This window comes from Stomatobaculum sp. (genome assembly GCF_057248925.1).
Genome location: NZ_DBHIHF010000005.1, coordinates 25,639 through 40,876, shown reverse-complemented (window position 1 = coordinate 40,876; position 15,238 = coordinate 25,639). Strand labels below are relative to the sequence as shown.

Annotated in this window: 17 protein-coding genes and 1 other annotated feature; of the genes, 16 read left to right on the top strand and 1 reads right to left on the bottom strand. The window is 58.2% G+C overall.

Translation table 11 applies throughout. The features are described from left to right. The first annotated feature begins 92 nt into the window (after nt 1-92). The 16 genes from ACO4XG_RS02550 to ACO4XG_RS02475 all read left to right on the top strand — a co-directional run bounded on the left by ACO4XG_RS02550 (nt 93) and on the right by ACO4XG_RS02475 (nt 14,459). Complete coding sequence (locus ACO4XG_RS02550) at nt 93-1,310, top strand: CCA tRNA nucleotidyltransferase (RefSeq protein WP_485129644.1); 1,218 nt, start codon at nt 93-95, stop codon at nt 1,308-1,310. Continuing rightward, nucleotides 1,307-3,019 carry a hypothetical protein gene (locus ACO4XG_RS02545; protein ID WP_308508721.1) on the top strand — a complete coding sequence of 571 codons (1,713 nt, stop codon included), beginning with the start codon at nt 1,307-1,309 and terminating at the stop codon, nt 3,017-3,019. Before ACO4XG_RS02550 ends, ACO4XG_RS02545 begins: the two co-directional genes overlap by 4 nt. A gap of 423 nt (nt 3,020-3,442) precedes the next feature. Then, complete coding sequence (gene mreB / locus ACO4XG_RS02540) at nt 3,443-4,459, top strand: rod shape-determining protein (protein ID WP_040799757.1); 1,017 nt, start codon at nt 3,443-3,445, stop codon at nt 4,457-4,459. Nucleotides 4,460-4,463: 4 nt separating this feature from the next. After that, entirely contained in the window at nt 4,464-6,689 is a 2,226-nt protein-coding gene (gene recD2, locus ACO4XG_RS02535) for an SF1B family DNA helicase RecD2 (RefSeq protein ID WP_308508722.1), read from the top strand. Further along, the gene (locus tag ACO4XG_RS02530; protein ID WP_308508723.1) at nt 6,682-7,422 is read left to right on the top strand and encodes a ComF family protein; all 741 of its coding nucleotides are present in this window, start codon (nt 6,682-6,684) and stop codon (nt 7,420-7,422) included. The genes recD2 and ACO4XG_RS02530 overlap by 8 nt, the downstream gene beginning before the upstream one ends. Before the next feature lie 133 nt (nt 7,423-7,555). After that, nucleotides 7,556-7,705 (top strand): 50S ribosomal protein L33, encoded by a 150-nt coding sequence (gene rpmG, locus ACO4XG_RS02525; protein ID WP_009532864.1) that lies wholly within the window; start codon nt 7,556-7,558, stop codon nt 7,703-7,705. A gap of 20 nt (nt 7,706-7,725) precedes the next feature. Continuing rightward, nucleotides 7,726-7,929 carry a preprotein translocase subunit SecE gene (gene secE / locus ACO4XG_RS02520; RefSeq protein WP_009532863.1) on the top strand — a complete coding sequence of 68 codons (204 nt, stop codon included), beginning with the start codon at nt 7,726-7,728 and terminating at the stop codon, nt 7,927-7,929. A gap of 15 nt (nt 7,930-7,944) precedes the next feature. Then, on the top strand, nt 7,945-8,478 hold the full coding sequence (nusG, locus tag ACO4XG_RS02515) for a transcription termination/antitermination protein NusG (RefSeq protein ID WP_308508724.1): 534 nt from the start codon (nt 7,945-7,947) through the stop codon (nt 8,476-8,478). A gap of 67 nt (nt 8,479-8,545) precedes the next feature. Continuing rightward, a complete protein-coding gene (gene rplK, locus ACO4XG_RS02510) occupies nt 8,546-8,971 on the top strand; it encodes a 50S ribosomal protein L11 (RefSeq protein ID WP_009532861.1) in 426 nt (141 codons plus the stop codon). A gap of 18 nt (nt 8,972-8,989) precedes the next feature. Continuing rightward, complete coding sequence (rplA, locus tag ACO4XG_RS02505; RefSeq protein ID WP_009532860.1) at nt 8,990-9,685, top strand: 50S ribosomal protein L1; 696 nt, start codon at nt 8,990-8,992, stop codon at nt 9,683-9,685. Nucleotides 9,686-9,721: 36 nt separating this feature from the next. Beyond that, nucleotides 9,722-9,856 (top strand) — a sequence feature (ribosomal protein L10 leader region). 23 nt (nt 9,857-9,879) lie between these two features. Beyond that, entirely contained in the window at nt 9,880-10,386 is a 507-nt protein-coding gene (gene rplJ, locus ACO4XG_RS02500) for a 50S ribosomal protein L10 (RefSeq protein ID WP_009532859.1), read from the top strand. Nucleotides 10,387-10,444: 58 nt separating this feature from the next. Continuing rightward, entirely contained in the window at nt 10,445-10,822 is a 378-nt protein-coding gene (gene rplL, locus ACO4XG_RS02495; RefSeq protein WP_308508725.1) for a 50S ribosomal protein L7/L12, read from the top strand. A 330-nt stretch (nt 10,823-11,152) separates the two neighbouring features. Continuing rightward, nucleotides 11,153-12,835 carry a phospho-sugar mutase gene (locus tag ACO4XG_RS02490; RefSeq protein ID WP_308508726.1) on the top strand — a complete coding sequence of 561 codons (1,683 nt, stop codon included), beginning with the start codon at nt 11,153-11,155 and terminating at the stop codon, nt 12,833-12,835. 13 nt (nt 12,836-12,848) lie between these two features. Continuing rightward, nucleotides 12,849-13,130 carry a glutaredoxin family protein gene (locus ACO4XG_RS02485; RefSeq protein ID WP_308508727.1) on the top strand — a complete coding sequence of 94 codons (282 nt, stop codon included), beginning with the start codon at nt 12,849-12,851 and terminating at the stop codon, nt 13,128-13,130. Further along, nucleotides 13,130-13,795 carry a cytochrome c biogenesis CcdA family protein gene (locus ACO4XG_RS02480; RefSeq protein ID WP_308508728.1) on the top strand — a complete coding sequence of 222 codons (666 nt, stop codon included), beginning with the start codon at nt 13,130-13,132 and terminating at the stop codon, nt 13,793-13,795. Before ACO4XG_RS02485 ends, ACO4XG_RS02480 begins: the two co-directional genes overlap by 1 nt. 22 nt (nt 13,796-13,817) lie before the next feature. Next, on the top strand, nt 13,818-14,459 hold the full coding sequence (locus tag ACO4XG_RS02475) for a TlpA family protein disulfide reductase (RefSeq protein WP_308508729.1): 642 nt from the start codon (nt 13,818-13,820) through the stop codon (nt 14,457-14,459). 72 nt (nt 14,460-14,531) lie between these two features. Here the strand turns inward: ACO4XG_RS02475 and ACO4XG_RS02470 are convergent, their stop codons facing one another. Continuing rightward, on the bottom strand, nt 14,532-15,170 hold the full coding sequence (locus tag ACO4XG_RS02470; protein WP_308508730.1) for an HD domain-containing protein: 639 nt from the start codon (nt 15,168-15,170) through the stop codon (nt 14,532-14,534). Nucleotides 15,171-15,238: the final 68 nt, after the last annotated feature.

Here is a 15,238-nt window from a genome sequence, read left to right as displayed (position 1 = left end):
AGAGCTGCCGCGGCAAACGCGACAGCTCTCTTTTTGGCGTTGCGGAGAGGAGTGTGATGCGCATGCGCTTGCCGGAGACGGTGAGAGACATCTTGAACAAATTGGAGACGGCCGGTTTTCAGGCCTATGCGGTCGGTGGCTGTGTGCGGGACAGCATACTGGGAAAAGAGCCGGACGACTGGGATCTCACAACCGATGCGCGGCCGGAAGCGGTCAAGGCGCTGTTTCCGCGCACGGTGGACACGGGACTGCAGCACGGCACGGTGACGGTGCTGCTCGGCGGAGAGGGCTATGAGGTCACGACCTACCGCATCGACGGCAGCTACTCGGACGGGCGGCACCCGGACAGCATCCGCTTTACGCCCTCGCTCGCGGAGGATTTAAAGCGCCGGGATTTCACCATCAACGCAATGGCGGTCTCTGCGCGCGGAGAACTCGTGGATCTCTTCGGCGGCCAGGAAGACCTCGCGCGCGGCTGTATCCGCTGCGTCGGGGATGCGTATGCGCGCTTTCGGGAGGATGCACTCCGCATGCTTCGTGCGGTGCGTTTTGCGGCGCAGCTGAATTTTGAAATAGAGGCCGAGAGTTTCAAAGCCCTCACGGAGCTCTCTCCCAATTTGGCGCGGGTCAGCAAGGAGCGGATTCTCGCGGAACTCACGAAACTGCTGCTCTCGAACCACCCGGAAAAACTGGAACTCCTGTATGTGGCCGGGCTGGCGCCCGAGATGGCGGCGCATTTCCCGGGCGTGCATCTCGACAGTCGGGCGGCAAGACTTCCGCGCTGCAAGGCGCTGCGTTTTGCGGCGGCCGGTGAGCAGATCACACCGGAGGCCCTCGGCAAGCTGCTCACCGAATTAAAGAGCGACCGCGCGACGAGAGACCGGGCGGTATTATTGCTGACGGCCTTGCACAAGCCGTTGCCGGAGAGTGAGACGGAAGTCCGGCGCTGCCTCTCGGAGATCGGGCACGATGCTTTCACCGAGCTGCTTCTCCTGAAAGAGGCGGGCTACGGCAACGGCGAGACGCCGGGGAGCGTTGAACTGCGGACAGAGCGGATTGCAAAGCTTCGCGCGCTGCAACAGAAGATTGCGGAGCGGGGAGACTGCCTGGAAATTCGCGGCCTCGCGCTCGGCGGCGCGGAGCTTCTCGCGCTCGGCATTCCGAAGGGACCGGCGCTCGGCGCTTGTCTGCGCGCGCTGCTCAATGCAGTGCTCGAAGATCCGGCGCGCAACGAAAAGGCATACCTCTTCGCCCATGCGGCGGCATGGCTGGAAGCGCAGAAAAAAGAGAACGGGGGAGCGGTGAAATGAGAGTGCGAAAGCTGGCGGCGGCGGTGCTCGGCCTCTGCCTGACGGCGACAGCTCTGGGAGGCTGTGGGAAGACAGAGCGGACAACACAGGCAAGTCATGCGGCGGATCCGCTGATCTGGTACAACCGGAGCGGGCTCTACGCCTGCTTTCCGGGAGAGAGTGCGCAGGAAATCGCAGGCTTTGACAGCGCAGGCGAGACCAATACAGTGCAGCGTTTTCTGGGGCGTCACGATCCGACGCACGATGTGCGTTTTGACGAGACGCGGGAGCAAGTCTATTTCTGCCGGAATTACCGGGAGGACACAAGCTACGGCTTTTTCGCGGGAGAACTTTGCGCGCGGAAGTTCGGCGGTGCGGTCGAGACCGTAGCGGCGGATATTGTCAAATACGAGCCGACGGCGGGCGGCACACTGCTCGGAGAGGATAAGACAGGGGCACTCAGCCTGTATCGCCGGACAGAGAAGAGCTGGCAGGGAGAGGTGCTTGCCTCCCTGGTGCTGGACTTCCGGGTGAGTGCGGACAGACAGTCGGCGGTCTACCTGACCGGAGACGGCAATTTATACGCCCTGCAACTCACGGAGAGCGGCGAACAGCGCGGTGCGACAGTAAAGCTGGCCTCCGGAATGCAGCAGATTAACTTCGCAAGTGCGGATTTGCGGCAGCTTTACTGCAGCGATGCAAGCGGCTCTCTCTGCTACAGCGCGGATCTGCACCCTGTGCAGGTTGTGAGCGTCGATGTGGATCAGAGCATCTTTATCCGGAAGACGGGGCACGCCTATTATCTGCGGGACGAACACCGTGTTCCGGACGAACAGCAGCAGAAAAAAACAGCTTCGGATGTGAAGGAGCGCGGCGAAGAGCTGGCGCGACGGGAGAGCGAGGCTGTCGCGGAAGAGCCGGACGCGGCTTCGGCGCAGCAGCAGACGGCGATGAGCGAGATTACGCCGGCAGAGGGCAAGACGCTCTGCTATTTTGACGGGACAAAGAATCAGATTCTGCTGCACAATGTGTCGCGGCTCAGCGCAGTCTACGCAGACCGCGTGCAGGCGGACCGTGCGCTCGCCTGGCAGGGCAGCGGGAGCGGCTTCTCGATTTATCTGTTGCGGGACAGCGTGGCACTGAACACCGGGCTGCACCTCATTGACCAGGGGCTTCTGGACCTCGCGCTCGATGCGGGGGAAGACAAGTTCTACTATGTGCTGTTCCAGCCGGGGGGAGAGGGCGAGCAGGATCCCCAGCGCGGCACAGTCTTTGCGCGGGCCTACACGGCAGAGGGAATTGAGAAGGAAGAGGCGCTCTTCTCCGGCGTGAGCGGTATTTCCAACGCACAGGGCGGCAATGTTTTTGCGGGCGCGGAGCATCCGAATGAGAGCTATGCGAGTCTGGTGGTCGACGGACAACAGCTTGCCGAGCGTGTCGCGAGTTACGAGCGCATCAGCGAGACGGGTAAGGCGCTCTTTTATCTGAAAGACGTGTTTCCGAACGGCGACGACAAGGGCGGAACCCTGGTCAAGTGGGACGGCAGCGCGGACAGCAGCGGAGAGGAGCTCTTCTACGGCGTCAGTGATTACGAGGCGGAGGAGGACGGCAGTGCGGTTCTGCTCACCGGGTACGGCGATACAAAGGAGCTCTGGTACTACGGCGCGGACGGCACAAAACAGTGCCTCGACGAGGCAGCGATTGCCTTTCGCCACAGGGAATCGGAGTAATAAAAAAGCATCCGCTGCGAGTCGGATGCTTTTTTTGGTGAAACAAAATATGCAAATAATCTTAAGAGGGGGATCTCAGATTAGGAGCTGGTAAGGGGGGCCGGGCGGGGGTAAGCCGCCCGGTATGAGTATGAAAAAGCTTTGCGGTCTCAGCCAACTGAAACCAGGGCATTTCCGTCATCATTTCTGATGACAAGGATATGATACCTGAGATCTGTGTCGAAAGTGTGGCGGCCCTCTAAAAAAAGCATAAAATTTCTGAATAAAGCCGGTCGAAGTCATTAAGACAATTTAAATGCGCTTTCTTGGGAAAAGGCTTTTATTGCGCAATACTTTTAGATATAATGAATTCCAAACATTGTCAAGAGGTTGTGAGGGCGCAGGCTCTCTTTTTATACTGTCCGGAGGGGTTTCATGTTTAATATGTTTGGAATGAGTTCAAATGACATCGGCATCGACCTGGGTACCGCGAGTATCCTGGTCTATATCAAGGGAAAGGGCGTCGTCTTAAAAGAGCCGAGCGTCGTCGCGATTGACCGCGACACCAACCGCATTCTCGCCATCGGCGAGGAGGCGCGTCTCATGATCGGCCGCACGCCCGGCAATATCATTGCGATTCGTCCGTTGCGCCACGGTGTGATTTCGGATTACACCGTGACCGAGAAGATGCTCAAATACTTCATCAATAAGGCGGTCGGCAAGAAGACGCTGCTCCGCCCGCGCATCGCGGTCTGCATTCCGTCCGGTGCGACCGAAGTCGAGAGAAAGGCCGTCGAGGACGCGACTTACCAGGCGGGCGCGAAGGAGGTCTCGATCATTGAGGAGCCGGTCGCGGCAGCCATCGGCGCGGGCATTGATATCTCGAAGGCCTGCGGCAACATGATTGTCGATATCGGCGGCGGCACCACGGACATCGCCGTTATCTCCCTCGGCGGCCCCGTCGTCTCGACTTCGATTAAGGTCGCGGGCGATGACTTTGACGAGGCAGTGGTCCGCTACATGCGAAAGAAGCATAACCTTCTGATCGGTGAGAGAACCGGTGAGGACATCAAGATTCAGATCGGCGCGGCTTACCGCCGCCCCGAGGTGCTGACCATGGAGGTGCGCGGCCGCAACCTGGTCACCGGTCTGCCGAAGACTATCGTCGTGACTTCGGATGAGACCCTGGAGGCACTGCAGGAGCCGGCAATGCAGATTGTCGACGCCGTGCACAATGTGCTGGAGCGCACCCCGCCGGAGCTTGCAGCCGATATCTACGACCGCGGCATTGTCTTTACGGGCGGCGGCTCTCTGATTTACGGTCTCGATCAGCTCTGCCAGGAGAAGACGGGCATCACAACCATGATTGCCGAGGCACCGCTCACGGCGGTTGCGATCGGAACCGGAAAGTTCATCGAGTTCCAGAACGGCGACAGCGCAGACGCAAAGAAGGAGTATTGACCGGATGGACTCGCTGAGCGGCTTTGTTGAGAAAATCAAGTACCGGAACGAGGAGAATGGCTATGCGATTCTCAGCGTGGAGAGCGGCGGCGAGGACTATGTGCTGGTCGGCACCTTTCCGATGATATCGGAGGGAGAGTACATCAGCGCAGAGGGACATTTTCAGCTTCATCCGACTTACGGCGAACAGCTGGCGGTCGAGTCATACGAAATCAAGACGCCGGAGGACAGTGCGAGTGTGCAGCGCTACCTGTCCTCCGGCGCTGTCAAAGGGGTAGGCGAGGCGCTCGCGAAGCGCATCGTCAAAAAGTTTAAGAACGACACGCTTCGCATTCTCGAGGAGGAGCCCGAGCGCCTGGCGGAGGTGAAGGGCATCAGCGAGCGCCTTGCGATGGAAATCGCGGGGCAGATTGAAGAGAAGCGGGAACTGCGCCGCGCGATGCTCTTTCTCTCCGGCTACGGCATCCGGATGAACCTCGCCGTCAAGATTTACCGGCGCTACGGAGACGAGGTCTATACCTTGCTTCGCGAAAACCCCTATCGAATTGCGGACGATTTGAGCGGCGTGGGCTTTCAGACCGCGGATGAGATTGCGCGGCGCATGGGCGTCCGCGCGGACGCGGAGACCCGAATCCGGAGCGCGGTGCTCTATGTGTTGCGCCTTGCCGTTCAGGAGGGGCACTGTTATCTCCCCGAGTCGCTGCTCACGGAGCGCCTGAAGGCACTGCTCCGTCTGGAGCCGGAGAACCTGCGTCAGCTGTTGCTGGATTTGCAGATGGAAAAGCGCCTGGTTCTTCGGCGCGCCCCGAACGATGCGGAAGAAAACCGGGTGTATCTCGCAAACTACGACCGCATGGAGTTGCATGTCGCCGCGATGCTGAAGGAACTGGACCTCCGGGAAGCGCGGCCCGGTACGCGCGCGGCCGAAGCGCTGGCACTACTCGAGGAGGAGACGGCGGGACTCGTGCTCGACGAGACCCAGCGGCGCGCCGTGCTCGCGGCCGTGCAGTCCGGCCTGCTCATCATCACCGGCGGTCCCGGCACCGGCAAAACGACGACGATCAATGCGATTATCCGCTGTTTTGAGGCGGAGGGCGCGGAGATTCTGCTCGCGGCGCCGACCGGGCGCGCAGCGGCGCGGATGACAGAGGCGACCGGGCGGGAGGCAAAGACGATACACCGCCTGCTCGAAGTCACGGGCGCGCCGACCGGCGACGGTGAGGGCGATGCCGGGCGGGAGAGCTGGAGCACGGTCCGCTTTGACCGCAACCGGGAGCAGCCGCTCGAGGCCGACTGCATCATCATCGATGAGATGAGTATGGTGGATTTACGGCTCTTCCATGCGCTGCTCCTTGCGGTGCCGGTCGGCGCCCACCTGATTCTGGTCGGCGACAGCAATCAGCTGCCCAGTGTCGGCGCGGGCAATGTGCTTCGCGATTTGATTGCCTCCGCGTGTCTGCCGGTCGCGCAACTCACACAGATTTACCGCCAGGCCGCGGAATCCGATATTGTGGTGAATGCCCATAAGATGATGGACGAGGAGCCCATAGACCTCGGAAAGCGGAGCAAGGACTTTCTGTTTATCCGGCAAGGAAGTGCGGAAGGTGTGATTCAGACCATGCTGCGGCTCATCACGGAGAAACTGCCGGCCTATATCGGCGCGGATGCGAAGAGCATCCAGTTGCTCACACCGGTGCGTCGCGGGGCGCTCGGCGTCGCGGGGCTGAACCCCGTGTTGCAGGCGAAGCTAAATCCGCCGGGGCACGGAAAAGCGGAGCGGGAATTTCCCCATGCGCTGTTCCGGGTCGGCGACAAACTCATGCAGATCAAGAACAATTACCAGCGCGGCGTCTACAACGGCGATGTGGGGATTCTTTCCGACATCAACCGCTTCTCGGAAACCCTGACCGTCCGCTTCGACGAAGGACGGGAGGTCGAGTACGGCTTTGCGGATGTTGAAGAGCTGGAGCTCGCCTATGCGGTCACGATTCACAAGTCGCAGGGCAGCGAGTACCCGGCTGTCGTGATTCCGGTCTGGAGCGGCCCAAAGATGCTCCGGACACGCAATCTGATTTATACGGCGGTGACGCGCGCCAAGAAGTGCGTGGTTCTGATCGGTGAACCATCCTGTTTCTATGAAATGGTCGCGAATACCAAGGAGCTCGGGCGCTATACCGGCCTGGCGGACAGGCTGCGGGAATTGCTGCAGCAGGAGGCGCAGTTTGAGTGAGAATTTCAGAGAGAGCTTTGCGGAGACGCTGCTCTCCGCTGTTTTTCCGCGGCGCTGTCCGGTCTGTGGCGAAATTGTTCTGCCGAAGGGACAGCGCATCTGCCCGCCCTGTGTGAAGAAACTTGATTTTGTGCGGGAACCGCGCTGCCTGAAATGCGGGCGCACGCTCGCGGACGAACAGGCGCGATACTGTCATTCCTGTGAGGCCAGGGAGCGTAGCTTTGAAAAAAATCTCGCGCTGCTCTTTTACGATGACTGTATGCGCCGCGCGATGGCGGCGGTCAAGTATCACCATAAAAAAGAGTACCTTGCGCCGCTCGGACGCCTGCTAGCGCTCAAGTTTGCGGCGGAACTGCGAAACTTTCGGGCAGATTGCCTGCTCCCGGTGCCGTTACACCCGGAAAGACGCAGAAGTCGCGGCTTTAACCAGGCGGAGGAACTCGCGCGAGAAGTCGCAAAAGAGCTCGGGTTGCCGCTCTATACGGATATTCTGCTGCGACACAAGAAGACCGAGGCCCAGAAGAGCCTCGGTCCGGACGCAAGAATCCGGAATCTGGCAGAAGCTTTCCGCGCGGACGAGAGCTTGATTTCGGCGCGCGGTGTGCGCCGCGTGATTCTGGTTGACGATATCTTCACGACAGGGAGCACGATTGAGGCCTCGGCCCGGGTGCTCCGCGCGGCGGGCGCGGAAGCCGTGATGTCGGTCTGCCTCTGTATTGTGCCGGAAGACTAGAGAAAATGCGCGTTTCTTCGGGGGTGCGCCTTGACAGCACCCCCGGGATGCGCTATAGTGACTCTGCGATAGAAGATGAGAGGTCTTTTTTTTTTGACTTCAATCGGCAAATTTGAAATGGGAGGTGGAGACCATGCGTACGAGAATTACTCTTGCCTGCACAGACTGCAAGCAGCGCAACTACAATACGACAAAGGATAAGAAGACGCATCCGGATCGTATGGAAGTGAAGAAGTACTGCAGATTCTGCAAGACGCACACATTGCACAAAGAGACAAAGTAATCTTTGAGAAAGGAAGCAAGATGGCTGAGAATGAGAAGACAAATTCCGAGAAAAAGGGATTTGTGGATGGCCTGAAAGCCGAATTCCGAAAGATTGTCTGGCCGACACAGGAAGTGCTGGCAAAGCAGACCGCTGCGGTCGTTGCAGTCTCCCTCGTGCTGGGCACGATTATTGCCGTACTCGACTGGGCTTTCCGGTTGGGACTGACACGCGTATTTCAGTGAGAAGTGGGAGAGCGCATGGCTGAAGCAAGTTGGTATGTTGTGCATACCTATTCGGGATACGAGAACAAGGTGAAGGTTGACATCGAGAAGTCTGTGGAGAACCGGAAGTTACAGGATCAGATCCTGGAAGTTTCCGTTCCGACACAGCCGGTCACGGAGCTCCGGAACAATGTCGAAAAGACGATTGAGCGAAAGATGTTCCCCGGCTATGTTTTGATTCGCATGATTATGAACGATGAGACCTGGTATGTTGTCCGCAACACGCGAGGTGTCACGGGCTTTGTGGGACCGGGATCCAAACCGGTGCCGCTCTCCGAGGAGGAGATGCAGAAGCTCGGCTTTGGCGGCGGAGAGCAGGCGGCGGTGCGCGAGGTCGTTTTGGAGTTTGCGCCCGGCGATACCGTCACCGTTGTCAGCGGCCCCTGGAAGGACGCGGTCGGCAAGGTAGCGGCAATCAACGAGAAGAAGAGAACCGTGACGCTGCCCATCGATATGTTCGGCAGAGAGACGCCGGTGGAGTTCGAGTTCACCCAGGTAAAGAAGTTGTAATTTTCCCGCAAGGGAAGGTTGCGTGGAAGGGGCATAAGCCCCGTCATGACCACAAGGAGGTGCCATTATGGCAAAGAAAGTTACTGGCTACATCAAGTTGCAGATTCCGGCAGGCAAGGCGACCCCGGCTCCACCCGTAGGTCCGGCTCTTGGCCAGCACGGCGTGAACATTGTCGAGTTCACGAAGCAGTTCAACGCGAGAACCGCTGACAAGGGCGATCTCATCATCCCCGTTGTCATTACGGTTTACGCAGACAGAAGCTTCAGCTTCATCACCAAGACCCCGCCGGCAGCAGTGCTTCTGAAGAAGGCTTGCAAGCTGCAGAAGGCTTCCGGCGTTCCGAACAAGGAGAAAGTCGCGACCATCTCGAAGGACGAAGTGAAGAAGATCGCCGAGATGAAGATGCCCGACCTCAACGCAGCGAGCATTGAGTCGGCTATGAGCATGATTGCCGGCACAGCCCGTTCGATGGGTATTGTTGTCGAGGACTAATGGGGAGGAGATGAGACCATGAAGCACGGAAAGAGATATACAGAGGCAGCGAAGCTCGTTGACCGCAGCCAGTACTATGATGTTGCAGATGCAGTCGGCGTGATCAAGAAGACCGCCAATGCGAAGTTCGATGAGACGGTCGAGTTACATGTCCGCACGGGTGCGGACGGCCGTCACGCAGATCAGCAGATCCGCGGCGCAGTTGTTCTCCCGCACGGCACCGGCAAGACGGTTCGCATCCTCGTGTTCGCAAAGGGACCGAAGGAGGATGAGGCTAAGGCAGCGGGCGCTGATTTTGTCGGCGGCCAGGAGCTGATCCCGAAGATTCAGAACGAGGGCTGGCTTGATTTCGATGTTGTCGTCGCTACCCCGGACATGATGGGCGTTGTCGGTCGTCTCGGTAAGGTGCTCGGCCCGAAGGGCCTCATGCCGAACCCGAAGTCCGGCACGGTCACGATGGATCTGACCAAGGCAATTGCCGATATCAAAGCAGGTAAGGTTGAGTACCGTCTGGACAAGACCAACATCATTCACTGCCCGGTCGGCAAGGCTTCCTTCACCGAGGAGCAGCTGAGAGAGAACCTTCAGGCGTTGCTGGATGCGCTGAACAAGGCGAAGCCGTCGTCCCTGAAGGGCGCTTACATGAAGAGCGCTGTACTCACGAGCACCATGGGCCCGGGAGTGAAGCTCAACACTGCGAAGATTGCAAACTAAGAGCTTGACAAAAAGCTGATTTTATGTTAGCTTTTAACAGCTAGAATACTCTTGCCGAAGACAGCGGACGCCAATGGCGTAAGGAACTCTCGTCCGCCGAGGAGGATGTTCACATCTGTGAATATTACGAACTCGTCTGTCGTGCGGCAGGCGGGTTCTTTTGTTTTGCAAGTACGGAAGAAGGAGGAAACGAGATGAGAGATTCTAAGATCGACCAGAAGCAGCCGGTCGTGAAGGAAATCGCTGCGCTCTTAGACGGCGCAAGCTCTGCAGTGGTCGTTGACTACCGCGGCCTCACGGTCGAGCAGGATACCCAGCTCAGAAAGCAGCTGAGAGAAGCCGGCGTAGTCTATAAGGTCTATAAGAACACGATGGTCCGCATCGCCGCAAAGGGCACGGACTTCGAGAAGTTCGACGCTTATCTGGAAGGACCGACGGCGCTTGCAGTCAGCAAGGACGACGCAACGGTTGCTGCCAGAGTGCTCGCGAAGTTTGCGAAGACCGCACCGAAGCTTGAGATCAAGGGCGGTATCGTCGAGGGCGCTGCTTACGACGCAAAGGGAATGGCTGCTATCGCAGCGGTTCCGTCGAGAGAGGAGCTGCTCGGCAGACTCTTCGGCAGCATGCAGAGCCCGATCACGAACTTTGCACGCGTCATCAAGCAGATCGCAGAGAAGGACGCTGCACCGGCTGCGGAGTAAGCCGCAGGTTCCAGAAGCATTATCAAACATTTATTCCACGATATAGGAGGATACAGAGATGGCAAAGTTAAGCACGCAGGAATTCATTGACGCGTTGAAGGAGCTCTCCGTTCTCGAGCTGAACGAGCTTGTTAAGGCTTGCGAGGAGGAGTTTGGTGTTTCCGCAGCAGCGGGTGTTGTTGTCGCAGGTCCGGCAGCGGGCGGCGCAGCAGCTGAGGAGGAGAAGACCGAGTTTGATGTCGAGCTCACCGAGGTCGGCGCAAACAAGGTTAAGGTCATCAAGGTTGTCCGTGAGGCAACTGCCCTTGGCCTCAAGGAGGCAAAGGAGCTGGTTGACGGCGCACCGAAGATGGTGAAGACCGGCATCTCCAAGGAAGAGGCTGAGGCTCTGAAGAAGTCCCTCGAGGAAGTCGGCGCAAAGGTCACCCTGAAGTAAAAATTGCCAGGTAAAAAGCCGGTGAACAGCAATGTTCGCCGGCTTTTTTGTATCGTTGTCACTGGATTTTGTCTATCCGAAAGACCTTGCCATGACAGATATGAGGGACTTGCATCTATAGGTCGTACGGAGTCACATCCATGTGACCTTGCACTTTTGATCGTGAAAAGATCTTACAGAGGGGACGAATCTGTAAGGTCTTTTGCTTTTGTCCAAAATTAGGCACAGCTTGCAGAAGTACGCGGAATCGAGTATTCTTAACACAGAGTCTGCCGTTCAAACGGCGGCTCAAAATGACAGCGCAAAAGGTGAGAAAGGCAGGGTATCCGAATGTATCGGGACGAATACAGTCGTTGGTGCAAGGCAGAACTGGTTGATTTTGACTTAAAGAGAGAACTCACGGAAATTGCGGGAGATGAGAATGCGATTCGCGAGCGCTTTGCCGCGAGCCTCAGCTTTGGTACGGCGGGACTTCGCGGGACGCTCGGTGTCGGGACAAACCGCATGAATATCTGGGTGGTGCGCCAGGCAACGCAGGGCATTGCTGACTGGGTGAAGACGAAGGGCGGCAGCCAGACAGTCGCCATCAGCTATGACAGCCGCTTGAAGGGCTGGAATTTTGCGCGCGACGCGGCTTCCGTGCTCGCGGCAAACGGCATTCAGGTGCGCCTCTACGACGAACTCATGCCGGTTCCGGCGCTCTCGTTTGCGACGCGCTACTACAACTGCAACGCGGGTATCATGATTACGGCTTCCCACAATCCGGCAAAGTACAACGGCTACAAGGCCTACGGTGCGGACGGCTGCCAGGTCACGGATGAGGATGCCGCTGTCGTCTACGCGGCGATTCAGAAGACCGATGTGCTCGGCGGCGCGAAGTTCATGAGCTTTGCGGAGGGCGTTGAGAAGGGGCTGATTCGCTTTGTGGGTGACGACTGCAAGGAGGCTTTCTATGCGGCGGTCGAGTCTCGTCAGGTTCGCCCGGGCATCTGCAAGACAGCGGGCTTAAAGCTTGTCTACTCGCCGCTGAACGGAACCGGTCTCGTGCCGGTGACGCGCGTCCTGAAAGATATCGGCGTCGAGGATGTGACGATTGTCAAAGAACAGGAGTACCCGAACGGCTACTTCACGACCTGCCCCTATCCGAACCCCGAGATTTTTGAGGCGCTCGAGAAGGGACTTGCGCTCGCAAAGGAGACCGGCGCGGATTTGATGCTCGCGACGGATCCGGATGCGGACCGCGTCGGCATCGCGATGCGGACGCCGGACGGCGAGTACGAACTCGTGAGCGGCAATGAGATGGGCGTATTGCTGCTCGATTACATTGCGGCGGGCAGAAAAGAAGCCGGAACCATGCCGGAGCGCCCGGTTGCGGTCAAGTCCGTTGTTTCGACCCAGCTCGCAGACAGAGTTGCAGAGCACTACGGCGTGGAACTTCGCAGCGTGCTCACGGGCTTTAAGTGGATCGGCGACCAGATTCACAGACTGGAGAGCAAGAATGAGGCGGAGCGCTTCATCTTCGGCTTCGAGGAGAGCTACGGCTATCTCGCGGGCACTTATGTTCGCGACAAGGACGCTGTCGTCGCGAGTATGCTGATCTGTGAGATGGCGGCTTACTACCGGAGCATCGGCTCTTCGATCAAGGCGCGCCTCGAGGAGATTTACGAGACCTACGGACACTATCTGAACGCGGTCGACAGCTTTGAGTTCCCGGGTCTCTCCGGCATGGAGAAGATGAGCGGCATCATGGAGGCGCTTCGCAAGAATCCGCCGAAGGAACTCGCAGGCTATGCGGTCACCAAAGTCACGGATTTTGAGCAGGCGGAGACGACGGGTCTGCCGCGCGCCAACATTCTCCTGTTTGCGCTGGAGAACGACGAAATGGTCATTGTACGTCCGTCCGGCACTGAGCCGAAGATCAAGACTTACTTCACGACGAAGGGCAAGGGGATGGACGAGGCCAAGAAGGAAAAGGAGAAGCTGGCGGCAGCGATGAAGCCGCTGCTCGCCTGACGGAAAGGAAGCTATGGCAAAAGAAATTTTACTTTTTACCCGCGATGACTGCGGGTACTGCGCGAAGGCGCACAAGGGCATTCGGGAGCTGATGGAGGAAAATCCGGCTTATAAGGCCCTGCACATCCGGGAGGTCGAGGAGACCAGAGAGCCGGAATTTATTGAGAAGTTTGATTACTATGCGGTGCCGACCCTCTATCTGGACGGCGTGAAGAAGTTCGAGGCCCATATCGGCATGGGTTACGATGAAATCAAGGCCGCTGTGAAGCGCGTCTTCGATGAAGCGCTCGACTGATGCAATATCTGATTTCATTCCTGGAGGGCATGATCACCTTCATCTCCCCCTGCCTCCTGCCGCTTCTGCCGGTCTATGTGAGCTATTTCGCGGGCGGCGGTGAGCGGAGTCTCGGAAAGACGCTTCGGAATGCGGCCGGTTTTGTGCTCGGCTTCAGTCTCGTCTTTATGGCGATGGGGGCGCTTGCGGGAACGGTCGGCGGCTTTCTCGGACAACACAGGACAGCGGTCAATCTGATTTCGGGTGTGATCGTGATTGTCTTCGGACTCAATTTTCTCGGTGTGCTCCGCTTTCAGCTGTTCCGGGGCGGGGCGCGGAGTCTCGGCACTACAGAGCTCGGTTTCTTTTCTTCGATGCTCTTTGGTGCAATCTTCTCAATCGGCTGGACACCCTGTGTCGGCGTGTTCCTCGGCTCGGCGCTCGCGCTTGCCTCGCAGAGCGGGCATGCGGGCGAGGGGGTGCGCATGTTACTCGCCTATTCGCTGGGGCTCGGCGTTCCGTTTTTACTCAGCGCGGCGTTGATTGACAGGCTGAAAGAGAGCTTTGCGATCATCAAATCGCACTACGGCATCATTAACCGCGTGAGCGGCGCCTTTCTGATCCTGGTCGGCATCCTGATGGCGACCGGTACCATGGGGCGTCTGTTGGTTTTGCTCACGCCCTGAACGGATAGTAAGGAAATACTGCATGAAGAAAAAAACAACATGGATTCTGGCACTGGTGCTGTTGGTGCTTCTGGTGGGCGCAGGCACACTTTACCGGAAACTCGCCGCAAAGCAGGCGGGTTCCCAGTTGCAGGCGGAGGCCAAGAGTACGGCGGCTGCCGAGAGCCCGGCGGCTGAGGGACAGGACAGCATTGCCTCCAAGGCGGGCGCGGAGAGCACCGCGGAGGGGAGCAGCGAGGCGCTGACGGCGGCACCGGATTTTACGGTGCAGGAGGCTGACGGCACGGTACACAAGCTCTCGGAGTACAAGGGCAAGCCGATTGTCCTGAACTTCTGGGCGAGCTGGTGTGGCCCCTGCCGCTCGGAGATGCCGGAGTTCAATGAGGTCTACAAGGAGCGCGGCACAGAGGTCCAGTTCCTCATGGTCAACCTGACCGACGGCAACCGCGAGACCGTGAAGAGTGCCTCGGACTTTGTCGCGGCACAGGGCTACAGCCTGCCGATTCTCTACGACACGGCACAGGACGCGGCGAGAACCTACGGTGTGTTTTCGATTCCCTGCACCTACTTTATCGATGCGAACGGCATGATGACCGCGCAGGCGCGCGGCGCCATTGACAAAGATACCTTGCTGCACGGTATCGAGATGATTACAACAAAATAAGAAGAACGGGATGTGCTTTCGCACATCCCGTTTTTTGTCCTTTCTCTCGTATTCTGTTACGCATTCTGGGACTCAAAGATCCCGCTCGAGCAGAGCGCGAATCGAGTTCATGACAGAATACATTTGATAATTTAAGAGGAACAGCGCATCGCGATCGCGGTGAAAGTGCTGCTTGGCGTAGTCGAGCAGCGGAATCACGGCGCGCTCGGTCTCATCGATATAATCGAGCAGCTTTTCCCGCGAAAAGCCGTAGGCCATGTAGGAGAGATTGTTGCAACGATCCAGTAACTTTGTCAGAACCGCAACGCGGTTGCCGGGAATCCGTGCAAAATAGCTGTCCCGCGCGCGCGCGTGCGGCACCCCGGGTTCCGGAAAGAAGGTGAGACGGCGCACGGCCTCCTGTACGCTCGCATTGACCGGAAGCTCTTCCGGCAGCAAATGACAGTCCTCACAGGTGTCGTGGAGCAGCGTCGTGGCAATCAGCTCATCTTCCGCGAGGCCCAAGGACAAGGCATGGCAGGCCATCGTCAGCGGGTGGATAATGTAGGGAAGCTTGGCCGGTCCCTTGCGCCGCTGTCCGGCGTGACAGCGCTCCGCAAAGAGCAGAGCTTTCGGTGTTTCCTGAAAATCAAAGCGCGCGGCAGCTTCCATGACCTGGGTTCTCAGCTCCGCGACTTGTATGAAGTGTTCATAGGACATGGTAGTATTCATGACAACTCCTTCTATGGACGATTCATCATACGTATCGATTCTATTGTCGGCTCTTTTGTCTGTGAAAT

Coding starts and splice junctions, on each gene's coding strand:
- ACO4XG_RS02545 (WP_308508721.1), top strand. CDS start 1,307: ATGAGAGTGCGAAAGCTGGCGGCGGCGGTGCTCGGCCTCTGCCTGACG.
- mreB (WP_040799757.1), top strand. CDS start 3,443: ATGTTTGGAATGAGTTCAAATGACATCGGCATCGACCTGGGTACCGCG.
- recD2 (WP_308508722.1), top strand. CDS start 4,464: ATGGACTCGCTGAGCGGCTTTGTTGAGAAAATCAAGTACCGGAACGAG.
- rpmG (WP_009532864.1), top strand. CDS start 7,556: ATGCGTACGAGAATTACTCTTGCCTGCACAGACTGCAAGCAGCGCAAC.
- secE (WP_009532863.1), top strand. CDS start 7,726: ATGGCTGAGAATGAGAAGACAAATTCCGAGAAAAAGGGATTTGTGGAT.
- nusG (WP_308508724.1), top strand. CDS start 7,945: ATGGCTGAAGCAAGTTGGTATGTTGTGCATACCTATTCGGGATACGAG.
- rplK (WP_009532861.1), top strand. CDS start 8,546: ATGGCAAAGAAAGTTACTGGCTACATCAAGTTGCAGATTCCGGCAGGC.
- rplA (WP_009532860.1), top strand. CDS start 8,990: ATGAAGCACGGAAAGAGATATACAGAGGCAGCGAAGCTCGTTGACCGC.
- rplJ (WP_009532859.1), top strand. CDS start 9,880: ATGAGAGATTCTAAGATCGACCAGAAGCAGCCGGTCGTGAAGGAAATC.
- rplL (WP_308508725.1), top strand. CDS start 10,445: ATGGCAAAGTTAAGCACGCAGGAATTCATTGACGCGTTGAAGGAGCTC.
- ACO4XG_RS02490 (WP_308508726.1), top strand. CDS start 11,153: ATGTATCGGGACGAATACAGTCGTTGGTGCAAGGCAGAACTGGTTGAT.
- ACO4XG_RS02485 (WP_308508727.1), top strand. CDS start 12,849: ATGGCAAAAGAAATTTTACTTTTTACCCGCGATGACTGCGGGTACTGC.
- ACO4XG_RS02480 (WP_308508728.1), top strand. CDS start 13,130: ATGCAATATCTGATTTCATTCCTGGAGGGCATGATCACCTTCATCTCC.
- ACO4XG_RS02475 (WP_308508729.1), top strand. CDS start 13,818: ATGAAGAAAAAAACAACATGGATTCTGGCACTGGTGCTGTTGGTGCTT.
- ACO4XG_RS02470 (WP_308508730.1), bottom strand. CDS start 15,170: ATGAATACTACCATGTCCTATGAACACTTCATACAAGTCGCGGAGCTG.